This window comes from Pseudomonas sp. OST1909 (genome assembly GCF_015277575.1).
GTDB lineage: Bacteria > Pseudomonadota > Gammaproteobacteria > Pseudomonadales > Pseudomonadaceae > Aquipseudomonas > Aquipseudomonas synxantha_A.
The window spans coordinates 2083554-2106511 of record NZ_CP063780.1 but is presented as its reverse complement, the minus strand read 5'-3'; the positions used below and the strand labels follow the sequence as shown (position 1 = coordinate 2106511).

16 protein-coding genes are annotated in these 22958 nt (G+C 60.3%); 6 read left to right on the top strand and 10 right to left on the bottom strand.

The window, feature by feature from the left end; all coding sequences use genetic code 11:
- Positions 1 to 10: 10 nt before the first annotated feature.
- A complete protein-coding gene (locus IH404_RS09215; protein WP_003172585.1) occupies positions 11 to 733 on the top strand; it encodes a glycerophosphodiester phosphodiesterase family protein in 723 nt (240 codons plus the stop codon).
- Positions 734 to 775: 42 nt separating this feature from the next.
- On the opposite strand, the gene sthA is transcribed toward IH404_RS09215, so the two are convergent.
- Together sthA and IH404_RS09205 are read right to left on the bottom strand one after the other, a co-directional pair.
- A complete protein-coding gene (gene sthA / locus IH404_RS09210) occupies positions 776 to 2170 on the bottom strand; it encodes a Si-specific NAD(P)(+) transhydrogenase (protein WP_194440309.1) in 1395 nt (464 codons plus the stop codon).
- A gap of 426 nt (positions 2171 to 2596) precedes the next feature.
- Positions 2597 to 4060, bottom strand: coding sequence for a glyceraldehyde-3-phosphate dehydrogenase (locus IH404_RS09205; protein WP_032803369.1), 1464 nt, complete (start codon positions 4058 to 4060; stop codon positions 2597 to 2599).
- Positions 4061 to 4400: 340 nt separating this feature from the next.
- Between IH404_RS09205 and mfd the strand changes: the two genes are divergently transcribed.
- Genes mfd through IH404_RS09190 form a run of 3 tightly spaced genes read left to right on the top strand, consistent with a single transcriptional unit; the run spans position 4401 to position 11128 of the window.
- Positions 4401 to 7850, top strand: a complete 3450-nt coding sequence (mfd, locus tag IH404_RS09200; protein ID WP_194440308.1) for a transcription-repair coupling factor — start codon at positions 4401 to 4403, stop codon at positions 7848 to 7850.
- An 11-nt stretch (positions 7851 to 7861) separates the two neighbouring features.
- The gene (locus IH404_RS09195) at positions 7862 to 8428 is read left to right on the top strand and encodes a CsiV family protein (protein ID WP_046071500.1); all 567 of its coding nucleotides are present in this window, start codon (positions 7862 to 7864) and stop codon (positions 8426 to 8428) included.
- Positions 8429 to 8437: 9 nt separating this feature from the next.
- Positions 8438 to 11128, top strand: coding sequence for a DEAD/DEAH box helicase (locus IH404_RS09190; RefSeq protein ID WP_194440307.1), 2691 nt, complete (start codon positions 8438 to 8440; stop codon positions 11126 to 11128).
- Positions 11129 to 11229: 101 nt separating this feature from the next.
- Here IH404_RS09190 and nagZ read toward each other — a convergent pair whose 3' ends face one another.
- On the bottom strand, positions 11230 to 12240 hold the full coding sequence (gene nagZ / locus IH404_RS09185; protein ID WP_194440306.1) for a beta-N-acetylhexosaminidase: 1011 nt from the start codon (positions 12238 to 12240) through the stop codon (positions 11230 to 11232).
- 136 nt (positions 12241 to 12376) lie between these two features.
- Positions 12377 to 13084 (bottom strand): TetR/AcrR family transcriptional regulator, encoded by a 708-nt coding sequence (locus tag IH404_RS09180; protein ID WP_005786171.1) that lies wholly within the window; start codon positions 13082 to 13084, stop codon positions 12377 to 12379.
- 263 nt (positions 13085 to 13347) lie between these two features.
- Between IH404_RS09180 and lexA the strand changes: the two genes are divergently transcribed.
- Both lexA and sulA read left to right on the top strand, forming a co-directional pair.
- Positions 13348 to 13956, top strand: coding sequence for a transcriptional repressor LexA (gene lexA, locus IH404_RS09175; RefSeq protein WP_003172575.1), 609 nt, complete (start codon positions 13348 to 13350; stop codon positions 13954 to 13956).
- A 10-nt stretch (positions 13957 to 13966) separates the two neighbouring features.
- Entirely contained in the window at positions 13967 to 14440 is a 474-nt protein-coding gene (gene sulA, locus IH404_RS09170; protein ID WP_005786162.1) for an SOS-induced cell division inhibitor SulA, read from the top strand.
- 54 nt (positions 14441 to 14494) lie between these two features.
- On the opposite strand, the gene IH404_RS09165 is transcribed toward sulA, so the two are convergent.
- The 6 genes from IH404_RS09165 to fadB form a co-directional block, all read right to left on the bottom strand.
- A complete protein-coding gene (locus IH404_RS09165) occupies positions 14495 to 14728 on the bottom strand; it encodes a hypothetical protein (protein ID WP_005786160.1) in 234 nt (77 codons plus the stop codon).
- Between the two features lie 115 nt (positions 14729 to 14843).
- Complete coding sequence (locus IH404_RS09160; RefSeq protein WP_032877217.1) at positions 14844 to 15365, bottom strand: DUF6586 family protein; 522 nt, start codon at positions 15363 to 15365, stop codon at positions 14844 to 14846.
- Positions 15366 to 16101: 736 nt separating this feature from the next.
- On the bottom strand, positions 16102 to 18723 hold the full coding sequence (topA, locus tag IH404_RS09155; RefSeq protein ID WP_005786156.1) for a type I DNA topoisomerase: 2622 nt from the start codon (positions 18721 to 18723) through the stop codon (positions 16102 to 16104).
- Positions 18724 to 18837: 114 nt separating this feature from the next.
- Entirely contained in the window at positions 18838 to 19074 is a 237-nt protein-coding gene (locus IH404_RS09150; RefSeq protein WP_032803813.1) for a DUF1653 domain-containing protein, read from the bottom strand.
- Between the two features lie 98 nt (positions 19075 to 19172).
- Positions 19173 to 20348 carry an acetyl-CoA C-acyltransferase FadA gene (gene fadA / locus IH404_RS09145; protein ID WP_005786153.1) on the bottom strand — a complete coding sequence of 392 codons (1176 nt, stop codon included), beginning with the start codon at positions 20346 to 20348 and terminating at the stop codon, positions 19173 to 19175.
- Between the two features lie 29 nt (positions 20349 to 20377).
- Positions 20378 to 22525 carry a fatty acid oxidation complex subunit alpha FadB gene (fadB, locus tag IH404_RS09140; RefSeq protein ID WP_005786151.1) on the bottom strand — a complete coding sequence of 716 codons (2148 nt, stop codon included), beginning with the start codon at positions 22523 to 22525 and terminating at the stop codon, positions 20378 to 20380.
- Positions 22526 to 22958: the final 433 nt, after the last annotated feature.

The following is a 22958-nucleotide window of genomic DNA, read 5'->3' as shown; positions in this document are numbered from 1 at the left end:
AGGAGCAACTGTGACCCTGATCTACGGCCATCGCGGTGCCAAAGGCGAAGCACCGGAAAATACCCTGACCAGTTTTCAGGAATGCCTCAAGCACGGCGTACGCCGTTGCGAGCTGGACCTGCACCTATCCATGGACGGCGAGCTGATGGTCATCCATGACCCGACCCTCAAGCGCACCGCCGACCGGCGCGGCAAGGTCGTCGAGTACTCGGCGGCTGATCTGGTGAAGATGGACGCGCGCAAAGGCGGCCCGGGTTGGGTCAGCCCGTGCCCGATCCCACGCCTGGAGGAGCTGTTCGAAAAGTGCGACTTCGATCACTGGCAACTGGAAGTCAAAAGCGCCTCGCGTACCCGTGCCGCCACCACCGTGCTGGCGATTCGCGAAATGGCCGTGCGCTTTGGCTTGATGGACAAGGTCACGGTGACGTCAAGCTCGCGGGAAGTGCTCAAGGCCGCCGTGGAACTCACCCCGGACCTGTCACGCGGCCTGGTCGCCGAATACGCCTGGCTCGACCCGTTGAAGGTCGCGCAGAACTATGGCTGTGAATACCTGGCATTGAACTGGACGTTATGCACCCCTGAGCGGCTGGAAAAAGCCCAGCGCCAGGGTTTGCACGTATCCGTGTGGACGGTCAACGAACCTGCGCTGATGCGCAGGCTCGCCGACTTCGGCGTAGATAGCCTGATTACAGACTTTCCCGGTTTGGCCACTGCCACTCTCGGGAATTACTGAAATCGGTCTCCCCGGCCGGCTCAGGCCACCGGCCGGAGCCGCTCAAAAAAGCCGGTTGAGGCCGTCGTAGGCGGCTACCCGATAGGCTTCGGCCATGGTCGGGTAGTTGAAGGTGGTGTTGACGAAATACTTGAGGGTATTTTGCTCACCCGGCTGGTTCATGATCGCCTGGCCAATGTGCACGATCTCCGACGCCTGGTAGCCGAAGCAATGCACGCCAAGCACTTCCAGGGTCTCGCGGTGGAACAGGATTTTCAGCATGCCTTGCGGCTCACCGGCAATCTGCGCACGCGCCATGCTCTTGAAGAACGCCTTGCCCACTTCGTAAGGCACCTTGGCCTTGGTCAGCTCGTGTTCGTTCTTGCCGATGGAGCTGATCTCGGGAATCGTGTAGATCCCGGTCGGCACATCGTTCACGTAGCGCCAGCTGCCGTTGTCGACAATGCTGCCGGCAGCCGAACGGCCCTGGTCATGGGCGGCACTGGCCAGGCTTGGCCAGCCGATCACGTCACCAGCACCGTAGATATTGGTTACGCAGGTGCGGTAGTTCTCGTCCACCTCGATCTGGCCACGGCTGTTGACCTTGACCCCGATATTTTCCATACCCAGCTTGTCGGTGTTGCCGGTACGGCCATTGCACCACAGCAAGGCGTCGGCCTTGATCTTCTTGCCGGACTTGAGGTGCAGGATCACACCGTTGTCCAGGCCTTCGACCCGCTCGTACTCTTCGTTGTGGCGCACGGTGATGTTGTTGTTGCTGAAGTGGTAGCTCAACGCCTGGGAAATTTCCGAGTCGAGGAAGCTCAGTAACTGGTCACGGTTGTCCACCAGCTCCACCAGTACACCCAGGCCGCTGAAGATCGAGGCGTATTCGCAGCCGATCACGCCGGCCCCATAGATGATCAGCTTGCGCGGGGTGTGGCCCAGGCTGAGGATGGTGTCGCTATCGTAGATACGCGGGTGGTTGAAATCGATGTCCGCCGGGCGATACGGGCGCGAACCGGTGGCGATGATGATGTGCTTGGCCACCAGTTTCTCGACCACGCCATTGGCGCAGACCACTTCGACGGTTTGCTCGTCGGCAAAACTACCGGTGCCGAAGAACAGGTCGACGCGATTACGGGCGTAGTAGCCGGTACGCGAAGCGACTTGCTTGGAGATGACTTTTTCGGCGCTTTTCAACACGTCCGGGAACGAGAACCAGCGCGGCTCGCCAATAGCCCGGAACATCGGGTTGGTGTTGAACTGCATGATCTGGCGCACGGAGTGACGCAACGCCTTGGACGGGATGGTACCCAGGTGGGTGCAGTTACCGCCGACCTGACGACGGCTATCGACCATCGCCACCTTGCGCCCTGCTTTGGCAGCGTTCATCGCCGCACCTTCTCCAGCCGGGCCGGAACCCAGTACCACCACGTCATAGTTGTAGACAGCCATGCGTACTCCTCAGAACAGGCCAGGCGTACGGTTGGACGCCTGGCTAAATCATGCCGCGGCCAGCGGTCATGAAGGACAATTTGGCTCAAGTGTGTGAACCGGGGCACAGTCTATAGAAGGCCGAGCGCCGCGAACATTAACCCTTGGTCGCGTCGTAGGCCAGTGTTGCCATACTACAGGACGCAAATTAGCGCCGATTTCAGGATGAGCATTATGCGACAACTCTTATCTGTTTAATGTGTCGACTGAGCCATCGCTATCGGGAGCAAGTCGAATCGTCGCACCGCCCCTCCCACATTCTGATCTGCAAATACATTCAAATGTGGGAGGGGGCTTGCTCCCGAAGAGGCCCTACCCAGCAACACAAAACCCACAGGCATGAAAAAGCCCCGAACCAGTCGGGGCTTTCTCATTCAGCCCAAAGGCTTAGCGCGGGAACGCAGGCGGGTTGACCCCAGCCATGTCTTCCATCACGCGAACCACCTGGCAGCTGTAGCCAAACTCGTTGTCGTACCACACGTACAGCACAACACGGTTGTCCTGGGTGATGGTCGCTTCAGCGTCCACCACACCGGCGTGGCGCGAGCCAACGAAGTCGGTGGAGACCACTTCCTGCGAGTTGACGAAGTCGATTTGCTTGTGCAGATCGGAGTGCAGCGCCATGTAGCGCAGGTACTCGTTCATCTCTTCACGGGTGGCTGCTTTCTCAAGGTTGAGGTTGAGAATGGCCATCGACACGTTCGGCGTCGGTACACGGATCGCGTTACCGGTCAGCTTGCCGGCCAGCTCAGGCAGGGCCTTGGCAGCAGCGGTGGCAGCACCGGTCTCGGTGATCACCATGTTCAACGCGGCGCTACGGCCACGGCGATCGCCCTTGTGGAAGTTGTCGATCAGGTTCTGGTCGTTGGTGTACGAGTGAACGGTTTCAACGTGGCCGTTGACGATGCCGAACTTGTCATTCACAGCTTTGAGCACCGGCACGATGGCGTTGGTGGTGCAGGAAGCGGCGGACACGATCTTGTCGTCAGCGGTGATTTCAGCGTGGTTGATGCCGTGCACGATGTTCTTGAGCTTGCCTTTGCCAGGCGCGGTCAACACGACACGGTCGATACCCGGGCAAGCCAGGTGCTGGCCCAGGCCCTCGGCATCACGCCATACGCCGGTGTTGTCCACCAGCAGGGCGTCCTGGATGCCGTACTGGGTGTAATCCACCTCGGTCGGGTTCTTCGCGTAGATCACCTGGATCAGGTTACCGTTGGCGGTGATGGTGTTGTTTTCTTCGTCAATGGTGATGGTGCCGTTGAACGAGCCGTGTACCGAATCGCGACGCAGCAGGCTGGCGCGTTTGGTCAGGTCGTTTTCGGCGCCTTTGCGCACCACGATGGCACGCAGGCGCAGGCCGTCACCGCCACCGGTTTTCTCGATCAGGATGCGCGCCAGCAGGCGGCCGATACGGCCGAAGCCGTACAGCACCACGTCGGTGCCTTTGCGGGCCGCGGCGTTTTGCTGGCCAACCACATCGGCCATTTCTTCACGCACGAACTGCTCGGCACTGCGGCCGGCGCCTTCCTTGCGGAATTTGTAGGCCAACTTGCCCAGGTCTACCGAGGCCGCGCCGAGCTTGAGCTCGCTCATGGCTTTAAGCAGTGGGAATGTTTCGTGGACGGAGAGTTCGCTGTCGTCGGCGGAGCGATGGCGCGCAAAGCGGTGAGCTTTGAGAATCGCGATGACAGACTGGTTGATCAGGCTGCGGCCATAGATCGAGCTCACCACATTGTTATTGCGGTACAGCTGGCCGATAAGCGGAATCATCGCTTCTGCGAGTGCTTCACGGTCGATCCATTCACCAAGACACTGGTCGGGCTTCTGAGTCACGGGAACCTTCCACATGTAGGGGCAGAAAAAAGGGGCTACATTATGTCGCCCGACTGGCCGTTGAGCAATGCGCGAGGGGCAACAAAAAGCCCTTGCAAAAAAATACCTCCGCGCTACAGCCCAGTAAATACGCGGGTTCCAGAAGGCCACTAGTCGAGCGCCATTGCCGACTTATCCGTAACCCTCCTAAACATTCGCGCATTTTGGCACTACATATTGAGTCAAAACCGGTCATTGTTTGTCTTAGCCACTACATTTCCTACAAACCGTAATAGGCACAGTCAGCAACTGACAGGCGGCACCTGGGGCCGTTACAATTACCGACTTTGTCGCAACGCTTGGAGCTCAACCTTCCGTGCCCGTTCTGCGTCTACCGCTTCTCCCTGCCGCGGCAGGTAAACAGCACTGGGGCAACCTGCCCGGTGCCGCCCTGAGCCTGGCCATTGCCGAGGCTGCCAGCGCAGCCAAGCGCTTTACCCTGCTGCTCACCGCCGACAGCCAAAGTGCCGAACGGTTGGAGCAGGAGCTGAGCTTCTTCGCCCCGGATTTGCCGGTGCTGCATTTTCCCGACTGGGAAACCCTGCCCTACGACCTGTTCTCGCCGCACCAGGACATCATCTCCCAGCGCATCGCCAGCCTGTACCGCTTGCCGGAACTGGCCCACGGCGTGCTGGTGGTGCCGATCACCACGGCCCTGCACCGCCTGGCGCCGACCAAGTTCCTGCTGGGCAGCAGCCTGGTGCTGGATATTGGCCAGAAGCTCGACGTAGAACAGATGCGCACGCGCCTGGAAGCCAGCGGCTATCGCTGCGTCGACACGGTGTACGAGCACGGTGAGTTCGCAGTGCGCGGCGCGCTGATCGACCTGTTCCCGATGGGCAGCAAGTTGCCGTATCGCATCGACCTGTTCGATGACGAAATCGAAACGCTGCGCACCTTCGATCCGGAAAACCAGCGCTCCATCGACAAGGTCGACTCGATCAAGCTGCTGCCGGCGCGGGAATTCCCGCTGCAAAAAGACGCGGTGACACGCTTCAAGGCGCGCTTTCGTGAGCGCTTTGACGTGGATTTCCGTCGCTGCCCAATCTTCCAGGACTTAAGCAGCGGGATTACCCCAGCGGGTATCGAGTACTACCTGCCATTGTTCTTCGACGAAACCTCCACCCTCTTCGACTACCTGCCCCAGGACACCCAGGTGTTCTCGCTGCCAGGCATCGAGCAGGCGGCGGAAAACTTCTGGAACGACGTGCGCAACCGCTATGAAGAGCGCCGCGTCGATCCGTCCCGGCCTTTATTGCCGCCCGCCGAATTGTTCCTGCCGGTAGAAGACTGCTTCGCCCGCTTGAAAAACTGGCCGCGCGTGGTCGCCAGCCAGCAGGACGTCGACGCCGGCAGTGGTCGCGAGCGCTTCCCCGCGGGAACCCTGCCGGACCTGGCGATCCAGGCCAAGGCCACGCAACCGCTGGAAGCGCTGTCCAACTTCCTCGGTGACTTCCCCGGCCGCGTGCTGTTTACCGCCGAGTCCGCCGGGCGCCGCGAAGTGCTGCTGGAGCTGTTGGAACGCCTGAAGCTGCGGCCGAAAACCGTCGACAGCTGGCCGGACTTTGTCGCCAGCAAAGAGCGCCTGGCGATCACCATCGCGCCACTCGACGAAGGGCTGCTGCTGGACGACCCGGCCCTCGCACTGATCGCCGAGAGCCCGCTGTTCGGCCAGCGCGTGATGCAACGCCGTCGCCGGGAAAAACGCGCAGACGCCAACAACGACGCGGTGATCAAGAACCTCACCGAACTGCGCGAAGGCGCCCCGGTGGTGCACATCGACCACGGCGTCGGCCGCTACCTGGGCCTGCAGACACTGGAGATCGACAACCAGGCCGCCGAATTCCTCACCATGGAATACGCCGAGGGCGCCAAGCTCTATGTGCCGGTGGCCAGCCTGCACCTGATCGCCCGTTACACCGGTAGCGACGACGCTTTGGCGCCGCTGCATCGCCTGGGCTCCGAGACCTGGCAGAAAGCCAAGCGCAAGGCCGCCGAGCAGGTGCGCGACGTGGCCGCCGAATTGCTCGATATCTATGCCCGCCGAGCCGCCCGGGAAGGCTACGCGTTCGCCGACCCGAAAGCCGACTACGCCACCTTCAGCGCCGGCTTCGCCTTCGAAGAAACCCCGGACCAGCAGACCACCATCGAAGCGGTGCGCGCCGACATGCTCGCGCCCAAGCCGATGGACCGCCTGGTGTGTGGCGACGTAGGCTTCGGCAAAACCGAAGTGGCCATGCGCGCCGCCTTTATTGCGGTGCACGGCGGTCGCCAGGTGGCGATCCTGGTGCCGACCACCCTGCTCGCCCAGCAGCACTACAACAGCTTCCGCGACCGCTTTGCCGACTGGCCGGTGACCGTGGAAGTGATGAGCCGCTTCAAGTCCGCCAAGGAAGTGAATGCCGCCGTTGCCGACCTGGCCGAGGGCAAGATCGATATCGTCATCGGCACCCACAAGCTGCTGTCGGACGATGTGAAGATCAAGAATCTGGGCCTGGTAATCATCGACGAAGAACACCGCTTCGGTGTGCGTCAGAAAGAACAGCTCAAGGCCCTGCGCAGTGAAGTCGACATTCTTACCCTGACCGCCACGCCGATTCCGCGCACGCTGAACATGGCGGTGTCGGGCATGCGCGACCTGTCGATCATCGCTACGCCGCCGGCGCGTCGCCTGTCGGTGCGCACCTTTGTGATGGAACAGAACAAGAGCACGGTCAAGGAAGCACTGCTGCGCGAACTGCTGCGTGGCGGCCAGGTTTACTACCTGCACAACGATGTGAAGACCATCGAGAAATGTGCCGCCGACCTCGCCGAGCTGGTGCCCGAAGCACGCATCGCCATTGGCCACGGGCAGATGCGCGAGCGCGAACTCGAGCAGGTGATGAGCGACTTCTACCACAAGCGCTTCAACGTGCTGATCGCCTCGACCATCATCGAGACCGGCATCGACGTGCCGAGCGCCAACACCATCATCATCGAGCGTGCCGACAAGTTCGGCCTGGCCCAGCTGCACCAGCTGCGCGGGCGCGTCGGGCGCAGTCACCACCAGGCGTATGCCTACCTGCTCACACCGCCGCGCCAACAGATCACCTCCGATGCGGAAAAGCGCCTGGAAGCGATCGCCAACACCCAGGACCTCGGCGCCGGTTTTGTGCTGGCCACCAACGACCTGGAAATCCGTGGCGCCGGCGAGTTGCTCGGCGACGGCCAGAGCGGGCAGATCCAGGCGGTCGGTTTCACGTTATATATGGAGATGCTCGAACGCGCAGTGAAAGCCATCCGCAAGGGCGAGCAACCGAACCTTGATCAACCCCTGGGCGGCGGCCCGGAGATCAACCTGCGCTTGCCGGCATTGATTCCCGAAGACTACCTGCCGGATGTTCATGCGCGGCTGATCCTCTACAAGCGCATCGCCTCGGCCACCGACGAAGAGGGCCTCAAGGACCTGCAAGTGGAGATGATCGACCGCTTCGGCCTGCTGCCCGAACCGACCAAGAACCTGGTGCGCCTGACCCTGCTCAAGTTGCAGGCCGAGCAGTTGGGGATCAAGAAGGTCGACGCCGGGCCGCAAGGTGGGCGCATCGAATTCGAAGCGCAGACGCCGGTAGACCCCTTGGTGCTGATCAAGCTGATCCAGGGCCAGCCCAACCGCTACAAGTTCGAAGGGGCTACGCTGTTCAAGTTCATGGTGCCGATGGAACGTGCCGAAGAACGCTTCAATACCCTGGAGGCGCTGTTTGAGCGCCTCATCCCGAAATCCGCTTGAAGGACGCCGCCATGCGCCTGTTCCGCATTCTGAGCCTGTTGTTGGTGGTACTCGCGCCTTCGGCATTTGCCGACAGCCCGTACCAGGTGGAAATGATCCTGGTGCGCCAGAATGCCGAGCCGGTGATCAACAGCCGCGCCGCCCCGGAGAACTGGGACGGCGGCGCCCAACGCCTGGGCGAGCGGCTGAGCCCCCCGCGCCTGGGCAACATCGTCGAAAAATTGCGCGCCGACTCCAACTACACCGTGCTCGCGCACAAGGCCTGGGAACAGAACCTGGGCGAGCAGCCGGTGAAGATCGCGATCACCGACGGCCAGGAGCAATTCGGCCAGTTTCCTATCGAAGGCGTGCTGAGCCTGCAACTGGGTCGTTTCACCGACATCGATGCCGATTTCTGGATCAACCAGTTCGACGGCAACGGCAGCGTGATCGCAAGTGAACACCTGGCGCAGAAAGACGTACGCACCAAGAACAACCAGCTTAATTACCTGGACGGCGGCCACCTGGCGTTGTTGATCAAGATCACCTCGCTGACCGCCAAGCCGCCCAGCGCACCACCGCCCGACATGCAGGACTGATCCAGCGCCATGCCCCTCACTTCGCCTCTGACCAAACCCCTGGCCCCTTCGTGGGCCAATCGCTTCAAAGAGCAGAGCCTGGAGCGCGGGCGGCGTTACGCACTGGAAAACCGCGTGCGTATCGTCGAGTGCGGTGACAGCACCATTACCGCCAGTTGCGAAGGCTCCGGCGGTAACGTCTATCGGCAAACCATCTCGTTGCGTGAGTCGGCCAAGGGCCTGCTGATCCTGGTGGATAGCCGCTGTACCTGCCCGGTGCACACCAACTGCAAACACATCGCGGCGGTGTTGCTCAAGGTCCAGGAAACCCTGGCCTACCCCGCGGCAACCCAGGATGCGCAACTGCTGGAAAAACTCCAGGCCGTGCTGGATAACCGCGTGGTCCTGCCGCAGGTGGTCATGGAGGATGTGCGGCCCGTGCCGCGCCTGTGGCTGGCCAGCGTCGAGTTCAGCGCGTTCGAACCGCGCAACGGCAAGATGCAGCGCTATATCCAGCACCGTGCGGCACTGTCGTTCAACTACCTGGGCAATTACGTCAGTGGGCAAAAGAACGCCGATATCATCGTGCGCCAGGACACCCAGAGCCTGCGCATCAAGCGCCATCCCGAGCTGGAACAAGCCTGTCGCGAACAGCTGCGGCTGCTGGGTTTCAAGATCGCCACGCGCCAGAGCAAGGCCTTGCCTGAAAGCGCCGGGGAGCTGTTTGAGATGGTCAATGACAGCGCCTGGCTGAACTTCACGCTCAACTCATCGCCGACGCTGCGGGCCGAGGGCTGGGAGCTGCAAATCGATGAAGACTTCGGTTTCGACCTGAGCCCGGTGGACGACTGGTACGCCAGCGTCGATGAAGCGCCCGAGCGTGACTGGTTCGACCTGGAGCTGGGCATCATCGTCAATGGCGAGCGGTTGAGCCTGCTGCCGATCCTGTTGAACCTGATGCGCTCCCACACCGAGATCCTCAACCCGGAAAAACTCGCACGGCGCCGCGATGATGAACTGATCCTGGTGAATATTCCCGGGCTGCCCAACGGCCACGGCCCGCTGCAAGTGGCGCTGCCCTACGGGCGCTTGAAGCCGGTGCTGGCGACTCTCGGCGAGTTCTACCTGCAGGAAACCGGCACCACGACGTTGCGCCTGGCCAAGGCCGACGCGATCAGGCTCAACCCGCTGGAAGACCTGCCGTTGCAATGGGAGGGTGGCGAGAAGATTCGTAACTTCGCCCAACGCCTGCGCGACATCAAGGACTTCACCTGCGTCGCGCCCCAGGGCCTGAACGCAACCTTGCGCCCCTATCAACTGGAAGGCTTGAGCTGGATGCAGTCACTGCGCCAGCTGGAAGTGGGCGGGATTCTCGCGGACGACATGGGCCTGGGCAAAACCCTGCAAACCCTGGCGCATATTCTCACCGAGAAAATCGCCGGGCGCCTGGATCGGCCCTGCATGGTGGTGATGCCCACCAGCCTGATTCCGAACTGGCTCGACGAAGCAGCGCACTTCACCCCGCAACTGCGGGTGCAGGCGCTGTACGGCGCAGGGCGCAAGAAACACTTCGCCAACCTGCACGACTACGACCTGCTGCTGACCACGTATGCCCTGCTGCCCAAGGACATCGACACGCTCGCCGCCCTGCCCTTGCACGTCTTGATCCTGGATGAAGCGCAGTACATCAAGAACCCGTCCAGCAAGGCCGCCCAGGCCGCACGCGAGCTGAATGCCCGCCAGCGCTTGTGCCTGAGCGGCACGCCATTGGAAAACCACTTGGGTGAACTGTGGTCCCTGTTCCACTTCCTGTTGCCGGGTTGGCTGGGCGACGTGAAGAGCTTCAACCGTGATTACCGCGTGCCGATTGAAAAGCGCGCCAGTGACGTGCGCTTGCAGCACCTAAACGGTCGAATCAAACCCTTCCTGCTGCGCCGCACCAAGGAACAGGTGGCGACCGAATTGCCACCCAAGACTGAAATCATCCACTGGGTCGACCTCAACGAGGCCCAGCGCGATGTGTACGAAACCATGCGCCTGGCCATGGATAAAAAGGTCCGCGACGAAATCACCCGCAAGGGCGTGGCACGCAGCCAGATCATCATCCTTGAAGCGCTGCTCAAACTGCGACAAGTGTGCTGCGACCTGCGCCTGGTCAACGACGCCACTCTGCCAGCGCGTGGCAGCAGCTCAGGCAAGCTCGACAGCCTGATGGAAATGCTCGACGAGCTGTTTGCCGAAGGCCGCAGGATTCTGCTGTTTTCGCAGTTCACCTCGATGCTGAGCCTGATCGAGACCGAACTTAAAAAGCGCGGGATTGCCTACGCGTTGCTGACTGGGCAGACCCGCGACCGGCGTACACCGGTGAAGGATTTCCAGAGCGGCAAGTTGCAGATCTTTCTGATCAGCTTGAAGGCCGGTGGCGTGGGTTTGAACCTGACCGAAGCCGACACGGTGATTCACTACGACCCGTGGTGGAACCCGGCCACGGAAAACCAGGCCACCGACCGCGCGTATCGCATCGGGCAGGAAAAACCGGTGTTCGTGTACAAGATGATTGCCCGAGGCACGGTGGAGGAGAAAATCCAGCACTTGCAGAAGGAGAAGTCCGACCTTGCGGCGGGTGTTCTGGATGGCCGGACCACTGGCGATTGGCAGTTGGGTAATGAGGATATCGAGGCGCTCTTCGCACCACTGCCTAATAAGCAAGAGAAGCGCTGACTGTTAGATCGCTATCGCAGGCAAGCCAGCTCCCACACTTGAATGTATTCACACATCAAAATGTGGGAGCTGGCTTGCCTGCGATGGCCGCGCTTCGGTTTTCAGTCGATCAACTGCGCATCACGCAACGCAGTAAGCGCTGTCAGCCAACGCGGGTACTGCTTATAGTCCGTCGACGCAACCGCCTGCCCACGCATACGCGCAATCCGCGCCGACGGCGCGACCTTCATCCGCTGCGCGGCGGTGAGTGCCAGCTCGGCAGCCGCGCGGTCATTGCACACCAGCCCCATATCACAACCCGCCGTCAGCGCCGCCTCGATCCGACTCGCCGCATCACCCACCACGTGGGCGCCCGCCATGGACAGGTCATCACTGAAAATCACCCCATCAAACTGCAACTCGCCGCGCAGGATGTCCTGCAACCAGCGGCGCGAGAAGCCGGCGGGCTGGCTGTCCACCTGCGGGTAGATCACGTGCGCGGGCATCACTGCGGCCAATTGCTTGCTCAAGCGTGCGAAAGGCACCAGGTCATTGGCGCGAATCTGTTCCAGGCTGCGTTCGTCATTGGGGATCGCGACGTGGGAATCGGCCTCGGCCCAACCGTGCCCGGGGAAGTGCTTGCCGGTGGCGGCCATGCCGGCGCTGTTCATGCCGCGGATAAAGGCACCGGCCAGTACGGCGGCGCGCTCGGGGTCGCCTTCGAAGGAGCGAGTGCCGACCACGGCGCTGCGTTGGTAATCCAGGTCCAGCACTGGGGCGAAACTCAGGTCGAGACCCACGGCCAGTACTTCGGTGGCCATGATCCAGCCGCACTGTTCTGCCAGGTATTCAGCGTTGGGGTTATGGGCCAGCGCGCGCATGGCTGGCAGGCGCACAAAGCCCTGGCGCAGGCGCTGTACGCGCCCGCCTTCCTGGTCGACCGCCAGCAGCAGGTCCGGGCGCACCGCACGGATCGCCGCACTCAGCTCGCGAACCTGGCGTGGATGCTCGATATTGCGCGCAAAAATAATCAGGCCGCCCACTTCCGGTTGGCGCAACAGGTGACGATCCTCGGCCGTCAGCCAGGTACCGGCAACGTCGACCATCAAAGAACCTTGCAGGGCAGCAGTCATAAACCTTCCTTAAATAACGCACACAACCCGTCGTGCTGACCAGGCACGGTCAGCACGACGGGTTGCGGATAAATAGCTGAAATCGGCATGGCGGCTAGCTTAGCGGATGCAAGCGACCACGCACACCCAGGAGCGGTCAAACCTTAGCAGCGACCGGTGCAGTTTTGCTGCGTGGGCGCAGTTGGGCGGCGGCCATGGTCGAGTCGGTGACGCCGGTCTCGGCGCGCATACCCGCAGCGAGGAACGGCACCATCAGGCGCATCACCTGTTCGATCGAGGTGTTCACGCCGAAATCGGTCTCGGCTATCGCTCGCAACGCCTTGATCCCGGACATGCTGAACGCCGCAGCGCCGAGCATGAAATGCACGCGCCAGAACAGTTCGATAGGCGGAATACGTGGGGCCGCCTCGTTGACCAGCAACATATAGCGGCGGAATACTTTGCCGTACATGTCTTCCAGGTAACGGCGCAGGTGGCCTTGGCTCTGGCTGAACGCCAGGCCCAGCAGGCGCATGAAGATCGACAGGTCGTTACCACTGCGAGGTTGCACGACCAACGCCTGCTCTACAAGAATTTCCAGCAGTTCTTCCAGGCTTGGCTTGTGATCAGCCTTGGCCTGGCGGCGCTCCAACTCACGGTCGAGGCTGGCACAGAATGGCCCCAGGAAGCGGGAAAACACCGCTTGGATCAGGGCTTTTTTCGAGCCGAAATGATAGTTCACGGCAGCGAGGTTGACCCCAGCCTTGCTGGTGATCAGCCGCAATGAGGTTTCAGCAAATCCTTTTTCCGCGAACAATTGCTCGGCAGCATCGAGAATGCGTTCAACGGTTTCCGACTGGGCCATGGCTACTCCGCCTGACAAACACTTGTTTGAAACATACGTTTCAGAGTGTGTCTTGTCAAGCCTGCAGGTTCGCTTTCCGGCCGGGCAGTCACCCCTTTCATCGCTATTTAATCACATCCCTTCCGCCGCGTAGGCAACACCCTATCTACGTTGTAGGAAGGGTGACGCATGACCGTCCAGCGGAGTCGCGCAAAAGGATGATTGCCAAGCGCAGTTCACTGTATATAATCCCAGTCACTGTATAAAAAGACAGAGCGATCAACATGCTGAAACTGACGCCACGCCAAGCCGAGATTCTGGCCTTCATCAAGCGCTGCCTTGATGACAACGGTTACCCGCCTACCCGTGCGGAGATTGCCCTGGAACTGGGGTTCAAGTCCCCGAATGCCGCGGAAGAGCACCTCAAGGCGCTCGCTCGCAAGGGTGCGATCGAGATGACTCCAGGGGCATCACGCGGTATCCGCATCCCTGGCTTTGAAGCCAAGGCCGACGAATCGACTCTGCCGATCATCGGCCGCGTCGCTGCCGGTGCGCCGATCCTGGCGCAGCAGCACGTCGAGGAATCCTGCAACATCAACCCGACCTTCTTCCATCCTCGCGCCGACTATCTGTTGCGTGTGCACGGCATGAGCATGAAGGACGTAGGCATCTTCGATGGCGACCTGCTCGCCGTGCATACCACCCGTGAAGCCCGCAATGGCCAGATCGTCGTCGCCCGTATCGGTGATGAGGTCACGGTCAAACGCTTCAAGCGTGAAGGCAGCAAGGTCTGGCTGCTGGCCGAGAACCCTGAGTTCGCCCCGATTGAAGTCAACCTGAAAGATCAGGACCTGGTGATCGAAGGCTTGAGTGTCGGCGTCATTCGCCGCTAAAGGAGGCATCATGCAGCTCGTGCACACCCCACAACACACACAACTGTCGCTGTTCGAGGCCTTTATGGCCCAACCCCTTGCGCCCATCCTCAAGGAAACGGTCGAAGCCCCCTGGGGCGGTGAACCTGAGGCGTTCAGTGAATTGTCGTTGCGCGGTGCAGCCGAAAGCTGCCTGAACCTGCTGGCGCCAATTCTGCGCGAATTGAGCGAAGACCAGGACGCACGCTGGCTGACGCTGATCGCCCCGCCCGCCAGCCTGACCCAGGCCTGGCTGCGGGACGCCGGCCTCAACCGCGAGCGCATCCTGCTGTTGCAGCCACGGGGAGCGCAGAGCGCCCAGCAGTTGACCTGTGAGGCCTTGCGTCTAGGCCGCAGTCATACGGTGGTGAGCTGGTTGAATCCGTTGAATGCGAGCGCCAAGCAGCAACTCATCAGTGCCGCACGTACGGGCGATGCTCAGAGTTTGAATATTCGCTTGGGATAAAACTACAGCTTGGCGTGCAGTAATCGGGCTTGGAAGCCCTTTCAGCACAAGACTTCAGTGAAGTACCCGCGGGCCGTCGTCCTTCTCCGGTTCGCCTTCAGCCAGGCGACCTGCCATCTGCACGCCCACGCTCAACATGGCTTTAGCCACTTCCACGTGCTGGCCCTGCAGGAACACTTTGGCATCTTCGGAAAAATCCAGAATAACCAGAGAACCTTCGTCCTCAGCCCGGCGCAGTTCGATTCGGCCATCAGGCAGTTCAACAATTTCCAGAAAGGACGTTGGCATAAAAGTCTGTTCTCCACGAAAGGCCGAGATTATATCAGTCATCCACCCAGCCTCGCAGAGGAACCGGGCAGGTTTCTTTACGGCTTGATGAATGGTGCCCGGCGAGCGCCTACCTTCAGCACTCGTTCAACCCCTCACGAAAACGCAGCGCCATCTTTTTCAGCTCCTGGCGCCAGCCTTCCAACTCTTCGCGCCCCAAGGGCTTGGGCTCATCCTGTTCCAACGCCACGGCAACGATCAGCGGCTGGGTGACATCGCCCTTGGGCACATGGGGAATACGTGGTGGATGGAACATATCGGCATGGGCCTTGAGCAACCGTGCCACCCAACTGTCAGGGCTCTGGGCCATTTCCACCAGCTCGGCCAACTCAGGAATCGCCATCGAATCGAGTACTTCACGATTCATGATCATTTCTGCACGGGGGGCACCCGCCTGGGGCAAGCGATAGAACCCTGCAATTTCATGGCACAGCCCCAGCAACGCACCATAGAGATGAAACAAGGCCGCTTCGCGCCCCGCCTGCACCAGCGCGATGGCATTCATCTCCTTCCCTTCCTCTGCACGGCCAAGGGCGTCCAGGGATAAACCCGCGAAGTAAATTTTCTGATTGGTACGGGTATAGAGTTCGTTGGCCATGACGGCAATCTCCACAACGAATAGGCGTGATGCTGGCTGAACAGTGTCACGGATCAGCCGAATGTACTGCAAGTGCAAATGTGGGGGGGGGGCTTGCTCCCGATGGCGGTGGGTCAGTTACAGATGTATCAACTGACACTCCCTCATCGGGGCATAGGTATCTACACAACTCTGACGTAGCAACCATCAGTAACCACGATGCGAAGCGAGCCGCTCTTGATCTTGATCTGCTTTTGATCTTGATCTTAGGCGCCCCGTTAAACCACGCTGGCCGGAATTCGACAGGGATTTGGGGGGTAAACCGGCAGGGATGCCGGTTTAGCCGCCCCGCGCCATGGATGGCGCGTGGCGGCGGCCCCCCAAATCACTGGCGGATTACGGGCACACCGAGCCACAGCGAGGTGCAGAGTGGTGGGGCGAAGGCCTTTTGCTTACTTTTGGGCCTCTCCAAAAGTGAGTCGCTGTAAGAGCGAAACCATAAGCGGCCGTTACCGCAGCAACGGATATGTACTCGGTCTGATCCAACATCCTGGTCGGCTGTCAGGCCGCCTTCGCAGGCAAGCCAGCTCCCACATTTGGATCGCGTCGCATCATTTAGATAGTCGGTGGCTGTCAGGCCGCCACGGGAGCAAGCTCCCTCGCCACAGGTTCAGGGCCATGCCAAAGTTGTGTAGATACCCATGCTCATCGGGGGCAAGCCCCCTCCCACATTTGGATCTTCAGCGCATCCGATGGATCAAGCGCCCTGGCGCTTGTCCTCGACCTTCCACTTGCCGCCGTCGTAGAACGCTTTCCAGCCGGTAGGCTTGCCGTCCACTTCGGTCTGCACGTACTGCTCCTTGGTCTTGCGGCTGTAGCGGATTACGGCTGGGCGACCATCCGGGTCCTTCTTCGGCGCTTCACACAGGAAGTGGTACTTCGGATCGATCTCGTCCTTGTGCGGTACGATTTCCATCACGAGCGGCGCACGGGTCTCGCGGTTTTTCGGGAACTGGCTGGCAGCCAGGAACAGCCCCGAAGCACCGTCACGCAGGATGTAGGTGTCGTTGACCTTTTCGCACTTGAGCTCCGGCATCTTCACCGGATCCATCTTCGGCGGCGCCGCATCACCGCTTTTGAGCAGTTTGCGCGTGTTCTTGCAGGTCGGATTGGTGCAGCCGAAGAACTTGCCGAAACGGCCGGTCTTGAGCTGCATCTCGCTGCCGCACTTATCGCATTCCAGGCTCGGACCTTCATAGCCTTTGATGCGGTAGGTGCCCTCTTCGATCTCGTAGCCATTGCAATCGGGGTTGTTACCGCAGATGTGCAACTTGTGCTTCTCGTCCAGCAGGTAGGCGTCCATCGCCGTGCTGCAGATCGGGCAGCGGTGCTTGCCACGCAGCACCAGCGACTCGGATTCACCCTCGTCATCAGCCGCGATTTCATCACCCGGCACCAGGTTGACGGTCGCCTTGCAGCGCTCTTTGGGCGGCAGGCTGTAGCCCGAGCAACCGAGGAATACGCCCGTGGAGGCGGTACGAATCTGCATTGGTCGACCGCAGGTGGTGCACGGAATATCCGTCATTACCGGCTGGTTGGCGCGCATACCGCTCTCAGGGTTCTCGGCCACTTCGAGTTTTTTCTTGAAGTCGCCGTAGAACTCATCCAGCACGTTTTTCCAGTCGCGCTCGCCCTGGGCCACGTCATCGAGGTTCTCTTCCATACCGGCGGTGAAGCCGTAGTCCATCAGGTTGGAGAAGCTCTCGGACAGACGCTCGGTAACGATATCGCCCATCTTTTCCGAATAGAAACGACGGTTGTGCAGCGCGACGTAGCCACGGTCCTGGATGGTAGAGATGATCGCTGCATAGGTCGACGGGCGACCGATACCGCGTTTCTCCATCTCTTTCACCAGGCTGGCTTCCGAATAGCGCGCCGGCGGCTTGGTGAAATGCTGGGACGGGTCGAGCTTGATCAGCTTCAACGTATCGCCCTGGGCCATGTCCGGCAGCACGTCGTCATCGCCTGGCTTGGCGATTTGCGGCATGACGCGGGTGTAGCCGTCGAACTTGAGGATACGGCCCTTGGCGCGCAGCTCGAAGTCGCCAGCGCCCACACTGACAGTGGTAGACAGGTATTGCGCCGGCAGCATCTGGCAGGCCAGGAACTGGCGCCAGATCAGCTCGTAGAGGCGCTCAGCGTCACGCTCCATGCCGCTCAGCTTGGCGGGCGTGGTGTTGGCGTCGGAAGGACGAATCGCTTCGTGAGCCTCTTGTGCGCCTTCCTTGCTGCTGTAGACGTTCGGCTTCTCCGGCAGATAGGTCTTGCCGAATTCGCTTTCAATATACGTGCGCGCCATCGCCACCGCGTCTTGCGACAGGTTGGTGGAGTCGGTACGCATGTAGGTGATGTAACCGGCTTCATACAGACGCTGGGCCATCATCATGGTCTTCTTCACCCCGAAGCCCAGGCGGTTGCTCGCGGCCTGTTGCAGGGTAGAAGTGATAAACGGCGCCGACGGCTTGCTGCTGGTCGGTTTGTCTTCACGCTTGACGATGCTGTAGCTGGAAGCCTTGAGCTTTTCCAGCGCGGCCATGGCCTGGGCTTCGTTCAGCGGCTTGAAGGCCTCGCCTTTCTCGCGGGCCACTTCGAAGCGCACGTTGGCGCCCTTGGCAGTGCCCAGGTCCGCGTGGACTTCCCAATATTCTTCGGGGTTGAACGCACGAATCTCACGCTCACGCTCCACCACCAGCTTCACCGCAACCGATTGCACACGGCCGGCGGACAAACCACGGGCAATTTTCGCCCACAGCAGTGGCGAGACCATGTAGCCCACGACGCGGTCGAGGAAGCGACGGGCCTGCTGGGCGTTGACGCGGTCAATGTCCAGCTCGCCCGGCTTGGAGAAGGCTTCCTGGATGGCTTTCTTGGTGATTTCGTTGAACACCACACGCTTGTAGCGGCTGTCATCACCGCCGATGGCTTCGCGCAGGTGCCAGGCAATGGCTTCCCCTTCGCGGTCCAAGTCCGTCGCGAGATAGATGGTGTCAGCATCCTTGGCGAGCCGGCGCAGCTCTTCGATGACCTTTTCCTTGCCCGGAAGAATTTCGTACTTGGCCTTCCAGCCATGGTCCGGGTCCACACCCATGCGCGAGACCAGCTGCTTGCGCGCTTTCTCTTTAGGGCTGAGCACCGGACCTTCGCCTGCGGCCGCCTTGCCGCGCTTGGCGGCAGGCTCCTTGCTGGCGCTAGCCGAACCGCTGGTGGGCAGGTCTCGGATATGGCCGATACTCGACTTCACCACGTACTCGTTGCCCAAGTACTTGTTGATGGTCTTGGCCTTAGCCGGGGATTCCACAATGACCAGCGATTTGCCCATGGATCGGAAAGTTCCTGAATTCGAGAAGTGAAAGGCAGTTGGCGCCTGTCGCGGCAACGCTATATATAGTGGCAACAAGGTGAGGTCAAGCGCAGCATTCTGCGCGACCTGCCGTTATTGCCCTTTAAAAAGACTGGGTTCGGCCTGGACCAAAGCAAAGCGCGGGACCTGCTCGCCGTCAACTTCAACGGTCTCCAGGAACATGCTCAAGGGACGCACCCAAAAGCCGTATTCGCCATACAGTGCTTGGTAAAACACCACTTCTTCTTCGGTTTCCGAGTGCCGTGCCACGCTGAAAACGCGGTACTGCGGCCCCTTGTAATGTTGGTAGAGCCCTGGTTCGACTTTCATGCTCTGGCCCTCGTACAAAATTTGTTGAAAAAAAATATTAAAAAGTTCCAAAAAACAAAAACCGGGGCACTGGGCCCCGGCTTCCGTCAACCGAACGTTTAGACGCGTTCGAAGACGGTGGAGATGCCTTGGCCGAGACCAATGCACATGGTTGCAACCCCAAGGTTGCCGCCATTTTGCTTCATCACGTTAAGCAAAGTGCCGGAGATACGTGCACCGGAGCAACCGAATGGGTGGCCCAGGGCAATCGCACCGCCGTGCAGGTTAACCTTCTCGTTCATCTTGTCGAGTACTTTCAAATCTTTCAGCACTGGCAGGGCCTGTGCGGCGAAAGCTTCGTTGAGCTCGAAGAAGTCGATATCGGAGATGGAAAGGCCTGCGCGCTTCAAGGCTTTTTGTGTGGCCGGTACTGGACCATAGCCCATGATCGCCGGGTCCACACCTGCTACCGCCATCGAACGGATCACGGCCAACGGCTGGATACCCAGGTCCTGGGCACGCTGCGCCGACATCACGATCATGCACGAAGCACCGTCGGTGATCTGCGACGACGTACCGGCTGTCACGGTGCCGCCCTTTGGATTGAACGCAGGCTTCAACGCCGCGAGGCTTTCCAGGGTGGTGTCCGGACGAATGGTTTCGTCGTAGTCGAACAGTTTCAGGAAACCGTTCTCGTCATAGCCGTTCATCGGGATGATCTCATCCTTGAACTTGCCTTCCACGGTCGCCTTGTGGGCGAGTTGGTGGGAACGCAGGCCGAACGCGTCCTGGGCTTCGCGAGTGATGCCGTGCATCTTGCCAAGCATTTCCGCGGTCAGGCCCATCATGCCCGAGGCCTTCGCCGCGTACAGCGACATGTGCGGGTTGGGATCGACGCCGTGCATCATGCTGACGTGGCCCATATGTTCCACGCCGCCGACCACGAATACATCACCGTTGCCGGTCATGATCGCTTGTGCAGCGGTGTGCAGCGCGCTCATCGACGAGCCGCACAGGCGGCTGACGGTCTGGCCGGCAGCGGTGTGCGGGATCTGAGTCATCAACGACGCCATGCGCGCGATGTTCCAGCCCTGCTCCAGGGTCTGGTTGACGCAGCCCCAGATCACGTCTTCGACTTCGTTCGGGTCAACCTTGACGTTACGTTCCAGCAGCTTGCTGATCAGGTGCGCCGACATATCTTCAGCGCGGGTGTTGCGGTGCATGCCGCCCTTGGAGCGGCCCATCGGAGTACGACCGAAGTCGACAATCACGACGTCTCTTGGATTCAAGCTCATAAATATTCTCGCTCTAGTCGATTGGGCGCTTAACCGAAGAAGCTCTGGCCATTCTTGGCCATTTCACGCAGCTTCGCGGTCGGGTGGTACAGCGGGCCCAAATCAGCGTATTTGTCAGCCAGGGCAACGAACTCGGCCACACCGATCGAGTCGATGTAGCGCAGTGCACCACCACGGAATGGAGGGAAACCAATACCGTACACCAGGCCCATATCGGCTTCGGCGGCGGTTTCGACGATGCCGTCTTCCAGGCAACGCACGGTTTCCAGGCACAGGGCGATCATCATCCAGTTGATGATGTCCTCGTCCGACACCTCACGCTGTTCGTAGATGACCGGAGCGAGCACTTCGTGCACCGACGGGTCGGCGACTTTCTTCTGCTTGCCCTTCTTGTCGGCCTCGTAGGCGTAGAAGCCCTTGCCGTTCTTCTGGCCCAGGCGCTTGGCCTCGTACAGCGCGTCGATCGCCGAGCGGCGGTCGTCTTTCATGCGGTCCGGGAAGCCCTCAGCCATCACGTCGCGGCCGTGGTGGCCGGTGTCGATGCCGACCACGTCCATCAGGTACGCCGGGCCCATGGGCCAGCCGAATTTCTCCATGACCTTGTCGATGCGCACGAAGTCCACACCGGCACTGACCAACTTGGCGAAACCGCCGAAGTAGGGGAACAGCACGCGGTTGACCAAAAAGCCCGGGCAGTCGTTGACCACGATCGGGTTCTTGCCCATTTTCTTGGCGTAGGCAACGGTGGTGGCAACAGCCAGCTCGCTGGACTTCTCGCCACGGATCACTTCCACCAGCGGCATCATGTGCACCGGGTTGAAGAAGTGCATGCCGACGAAGTTTTCCGGACGCTTGAGGGCCTTGGCCAGCAGCGAAATGGAAATGGTCGAGGTGTTGGAGGCCAGGATAGTGTCGTCTTTGACCTGAGCTTCCACTTCAGCCAATACCGCCTGCTTGACCTTCGGGTTCTCGACAACCGCTTCGACCACCAGATCGACGTGGCCGAAATCGCCGTAGGACAGCGTAGGACGAATGCCGTTAAGCACTTCGGCCATTTTTGCAGCGGTCATGCGACCTTTATCCACGCGGCCCACCAGCAGCTTGGCGGCTTCGGCCAGACCCTGTTCGATACCGTGCTCGTTGATGTCTTTCATCAGGATCGGCGTGCCTTTGGACGCCGACTGATAGGCGATACCGCCGCCCATGATACCGGCGCCGAGTACGGCAGCCTGCTTCACGTCCTTGGCAATTTCGTCGTAGGCCTTGGCCTTTTTCTTCAGTTCCTGATCGTTCAGGAACAGGCCGATCAGGCTCTGGGCCGCCGAGGTTTTCGCCAGTTTGACGAAGCCAGCCGCTTCCACTTCCAGGGCTTTGTCGCGACCGAAGTTCGCGGCCTTCTGGATGGTCTTGATCGCTTCAACCGGGGCCGGGTAGTTCGGGCCGGCCTGGCCTGCCACGAAACCTTTGGCGGTTTCGAAAGACATCATCTGTTCGATAGCGTTGAGCTTGAGTTTTTCCAGCTTCGGCTGACGCTTGGCCTTGTAGTCAAATTCGCCGCTGATGGCGCCCTTGATCAGGTTCAGCGCGGCTTCGGCCAGTTTGTCCGGAGCCACCACTGCGTCGACGGCACCGACTTTCAGTGCGTCCTCGGCCTTGTTTTCCTTACCGGCGGCGATCCATTCGATCGCATTGTCGGCACCGATCAGGCGCGGCAGGCGCACGGTACCGCCGAAGCCCGGGTAGATGCCCAGTTTGACTTCCGGCAGGCCGATCTTGGCGGTCGCGGACATGACGCGGAAATCCGCTGCCAGGCACATTTCCAGGCCGCCACCCAACGCAATGCCATTGATCGCGGCAACGGTCGGCACGTTGAGGTCTTCGAAATCGCTGAAGATCTTGTTGGCTTCGAGGTTGCCAGCCACCAGCTCGGCATCGGGCAGCTTGAAGTTGTCGACGAATTCGGTGATGTCAGCGCCGACGATAAACACGTCCTTGCCGCTGGAGACGATCACGCCCTTGACCGAAGCATCTGCTTTGATGGTGTCTACGGCCTGACGCAGTTCGTTCAGGGTTAGACGGTTGAACTTGTTGACGGACTCACCCTTGAGGTCGAATTTGAGTTCGACGATGCCACTTTCAAGAGCCTTAACCGTGATGGCTTTACCTTCGTAAATCATCAACTGATCTCCACGATATGGAAGCTGAACAGTACACACCGGACGCTGGCCTCTGGTTTGACGTTGACAGTCGCATCAATGCTCAAACCCATCCGCCAGGCACACCCGCCAGTGCGATAGTCGGGGTAATGTATGAGCTGCCTGTAGGACAAACGCTCAATTCATACGCCCGTTTGATTTGGGTACGCCACCTTCATCCAATTCCGGGCAATTGTCAATCGCTCCAAAGGCTCGGTAAAACGCGACTTTCCAGTCATTTCAGAACCCGGACCACAGGCAGGCAACCCGTCAATATTCAAATATTCACAAGATCAATAATAGAAAAGGTGTGGGAAGCGGCTGTACAGAAAGGGATATACGGCTAGGCTAGCGGGAACTTGCAGATTTACCGGCCTGCCTGGCCACCTCCAGCCCGATGATGAAGTCGGGCTTT

Bases quoted from the DNA above. Each gene is read 5' to 3' on its own strand.
- IH404_RS09165 (WP_005786160.1), bottom strand. From the start codon at position 14,728: ATGCCAACGTCCTTTCTGGAAATTGTTGAACTGCCTGATGGCCGAATC.
- fadB (WP_005786151.1), bottom strand. From the start codon at position 22,525: ATGATTTACGAAGGTAAAGCCATCACGGTTAAGGCTCTTGAAAGTGGC.
- sulA (WP_005786162.1), top strand. From the start codon at position 13,967: ATGCAGCTCGTGCACACCCCACAACACACACAACTGTCGCTGTTCGAG.
- fadA (WP_005786153.1), bottom strand. From the start codon at position 20,348: ATGAGCTTGAATCCAAGAGACGTCGTGATTGTCGACTTCGGTCGTACT.
- IH404_RS09195 (WP_046071500.1), top strand. From the start codon at position 7,862: ATGCGCCTGTTCCGCATTCTGAGCCTGTTGTTGGTGGTACTCGCGCCT.
- IH404_RS09180 (WP_005786171.1), bottom strand. From the start codon at position 13,084: ATGGCCCAGTCGGAAACCGTTGAACGCATTCTCGATGCTGCCGAGCAA.
- lexA (WP_003172575.1), top strand. From the start codon at position 13,348: ATGCTGAAACTGACGCCACGCCAAGCCGAGATTCTGGCCTTCATCAAG.
- IH404_RS09150 (WP_032803813.1), bottom strand. From the start codon at position 19,074: ATGAAAGTCGAACCAGGGCTCTACCAACATTACAAGGGGCCGCAGTAC.
- IH404_RS09205 (WP_032803369.1), bottom strand. From the start codon at position 4,060: ATGTGGAAGGTTCCCGTGACTCAGAAGCCCGACCAGTGTCTTGGTGAA.
- nagZ (WP_194440306.1), bottom strand. From the start codon at position 12,240: ATGACTGCTGCCCTGCAAGGTTCTTTGATGGTCGACGTTGCCGGTACC.
- topA (WP_005786156.1), bottom strand. From the start codon at position 18,723: ATGGGCAAATCGCTGGTCATTGTGGAATCCCCGGCTAAGGCCAAGACC.
- IH404_RS09190 (WP_194440307.1), top strand. From the start codon at position 8,438: ATGCCCCTCACTTCGCCTCTGACCAAACCCCTGGCCCCTTCGTGGGCC.
- sthA (WP_194440309.1), bottom strand. From the start codon at position 2,170: ATGGCTGTCTACAACTATGACGTGGTGGTACTGGGTTCCGGCCCGGCT.
- IH404_RS09160 (WP_032877217.1), bottom strand. From the start codon at position 15,365: ATGGCCAACGAACTCTATACCCGTACCAATCAGAAAATTTACTTCGCG.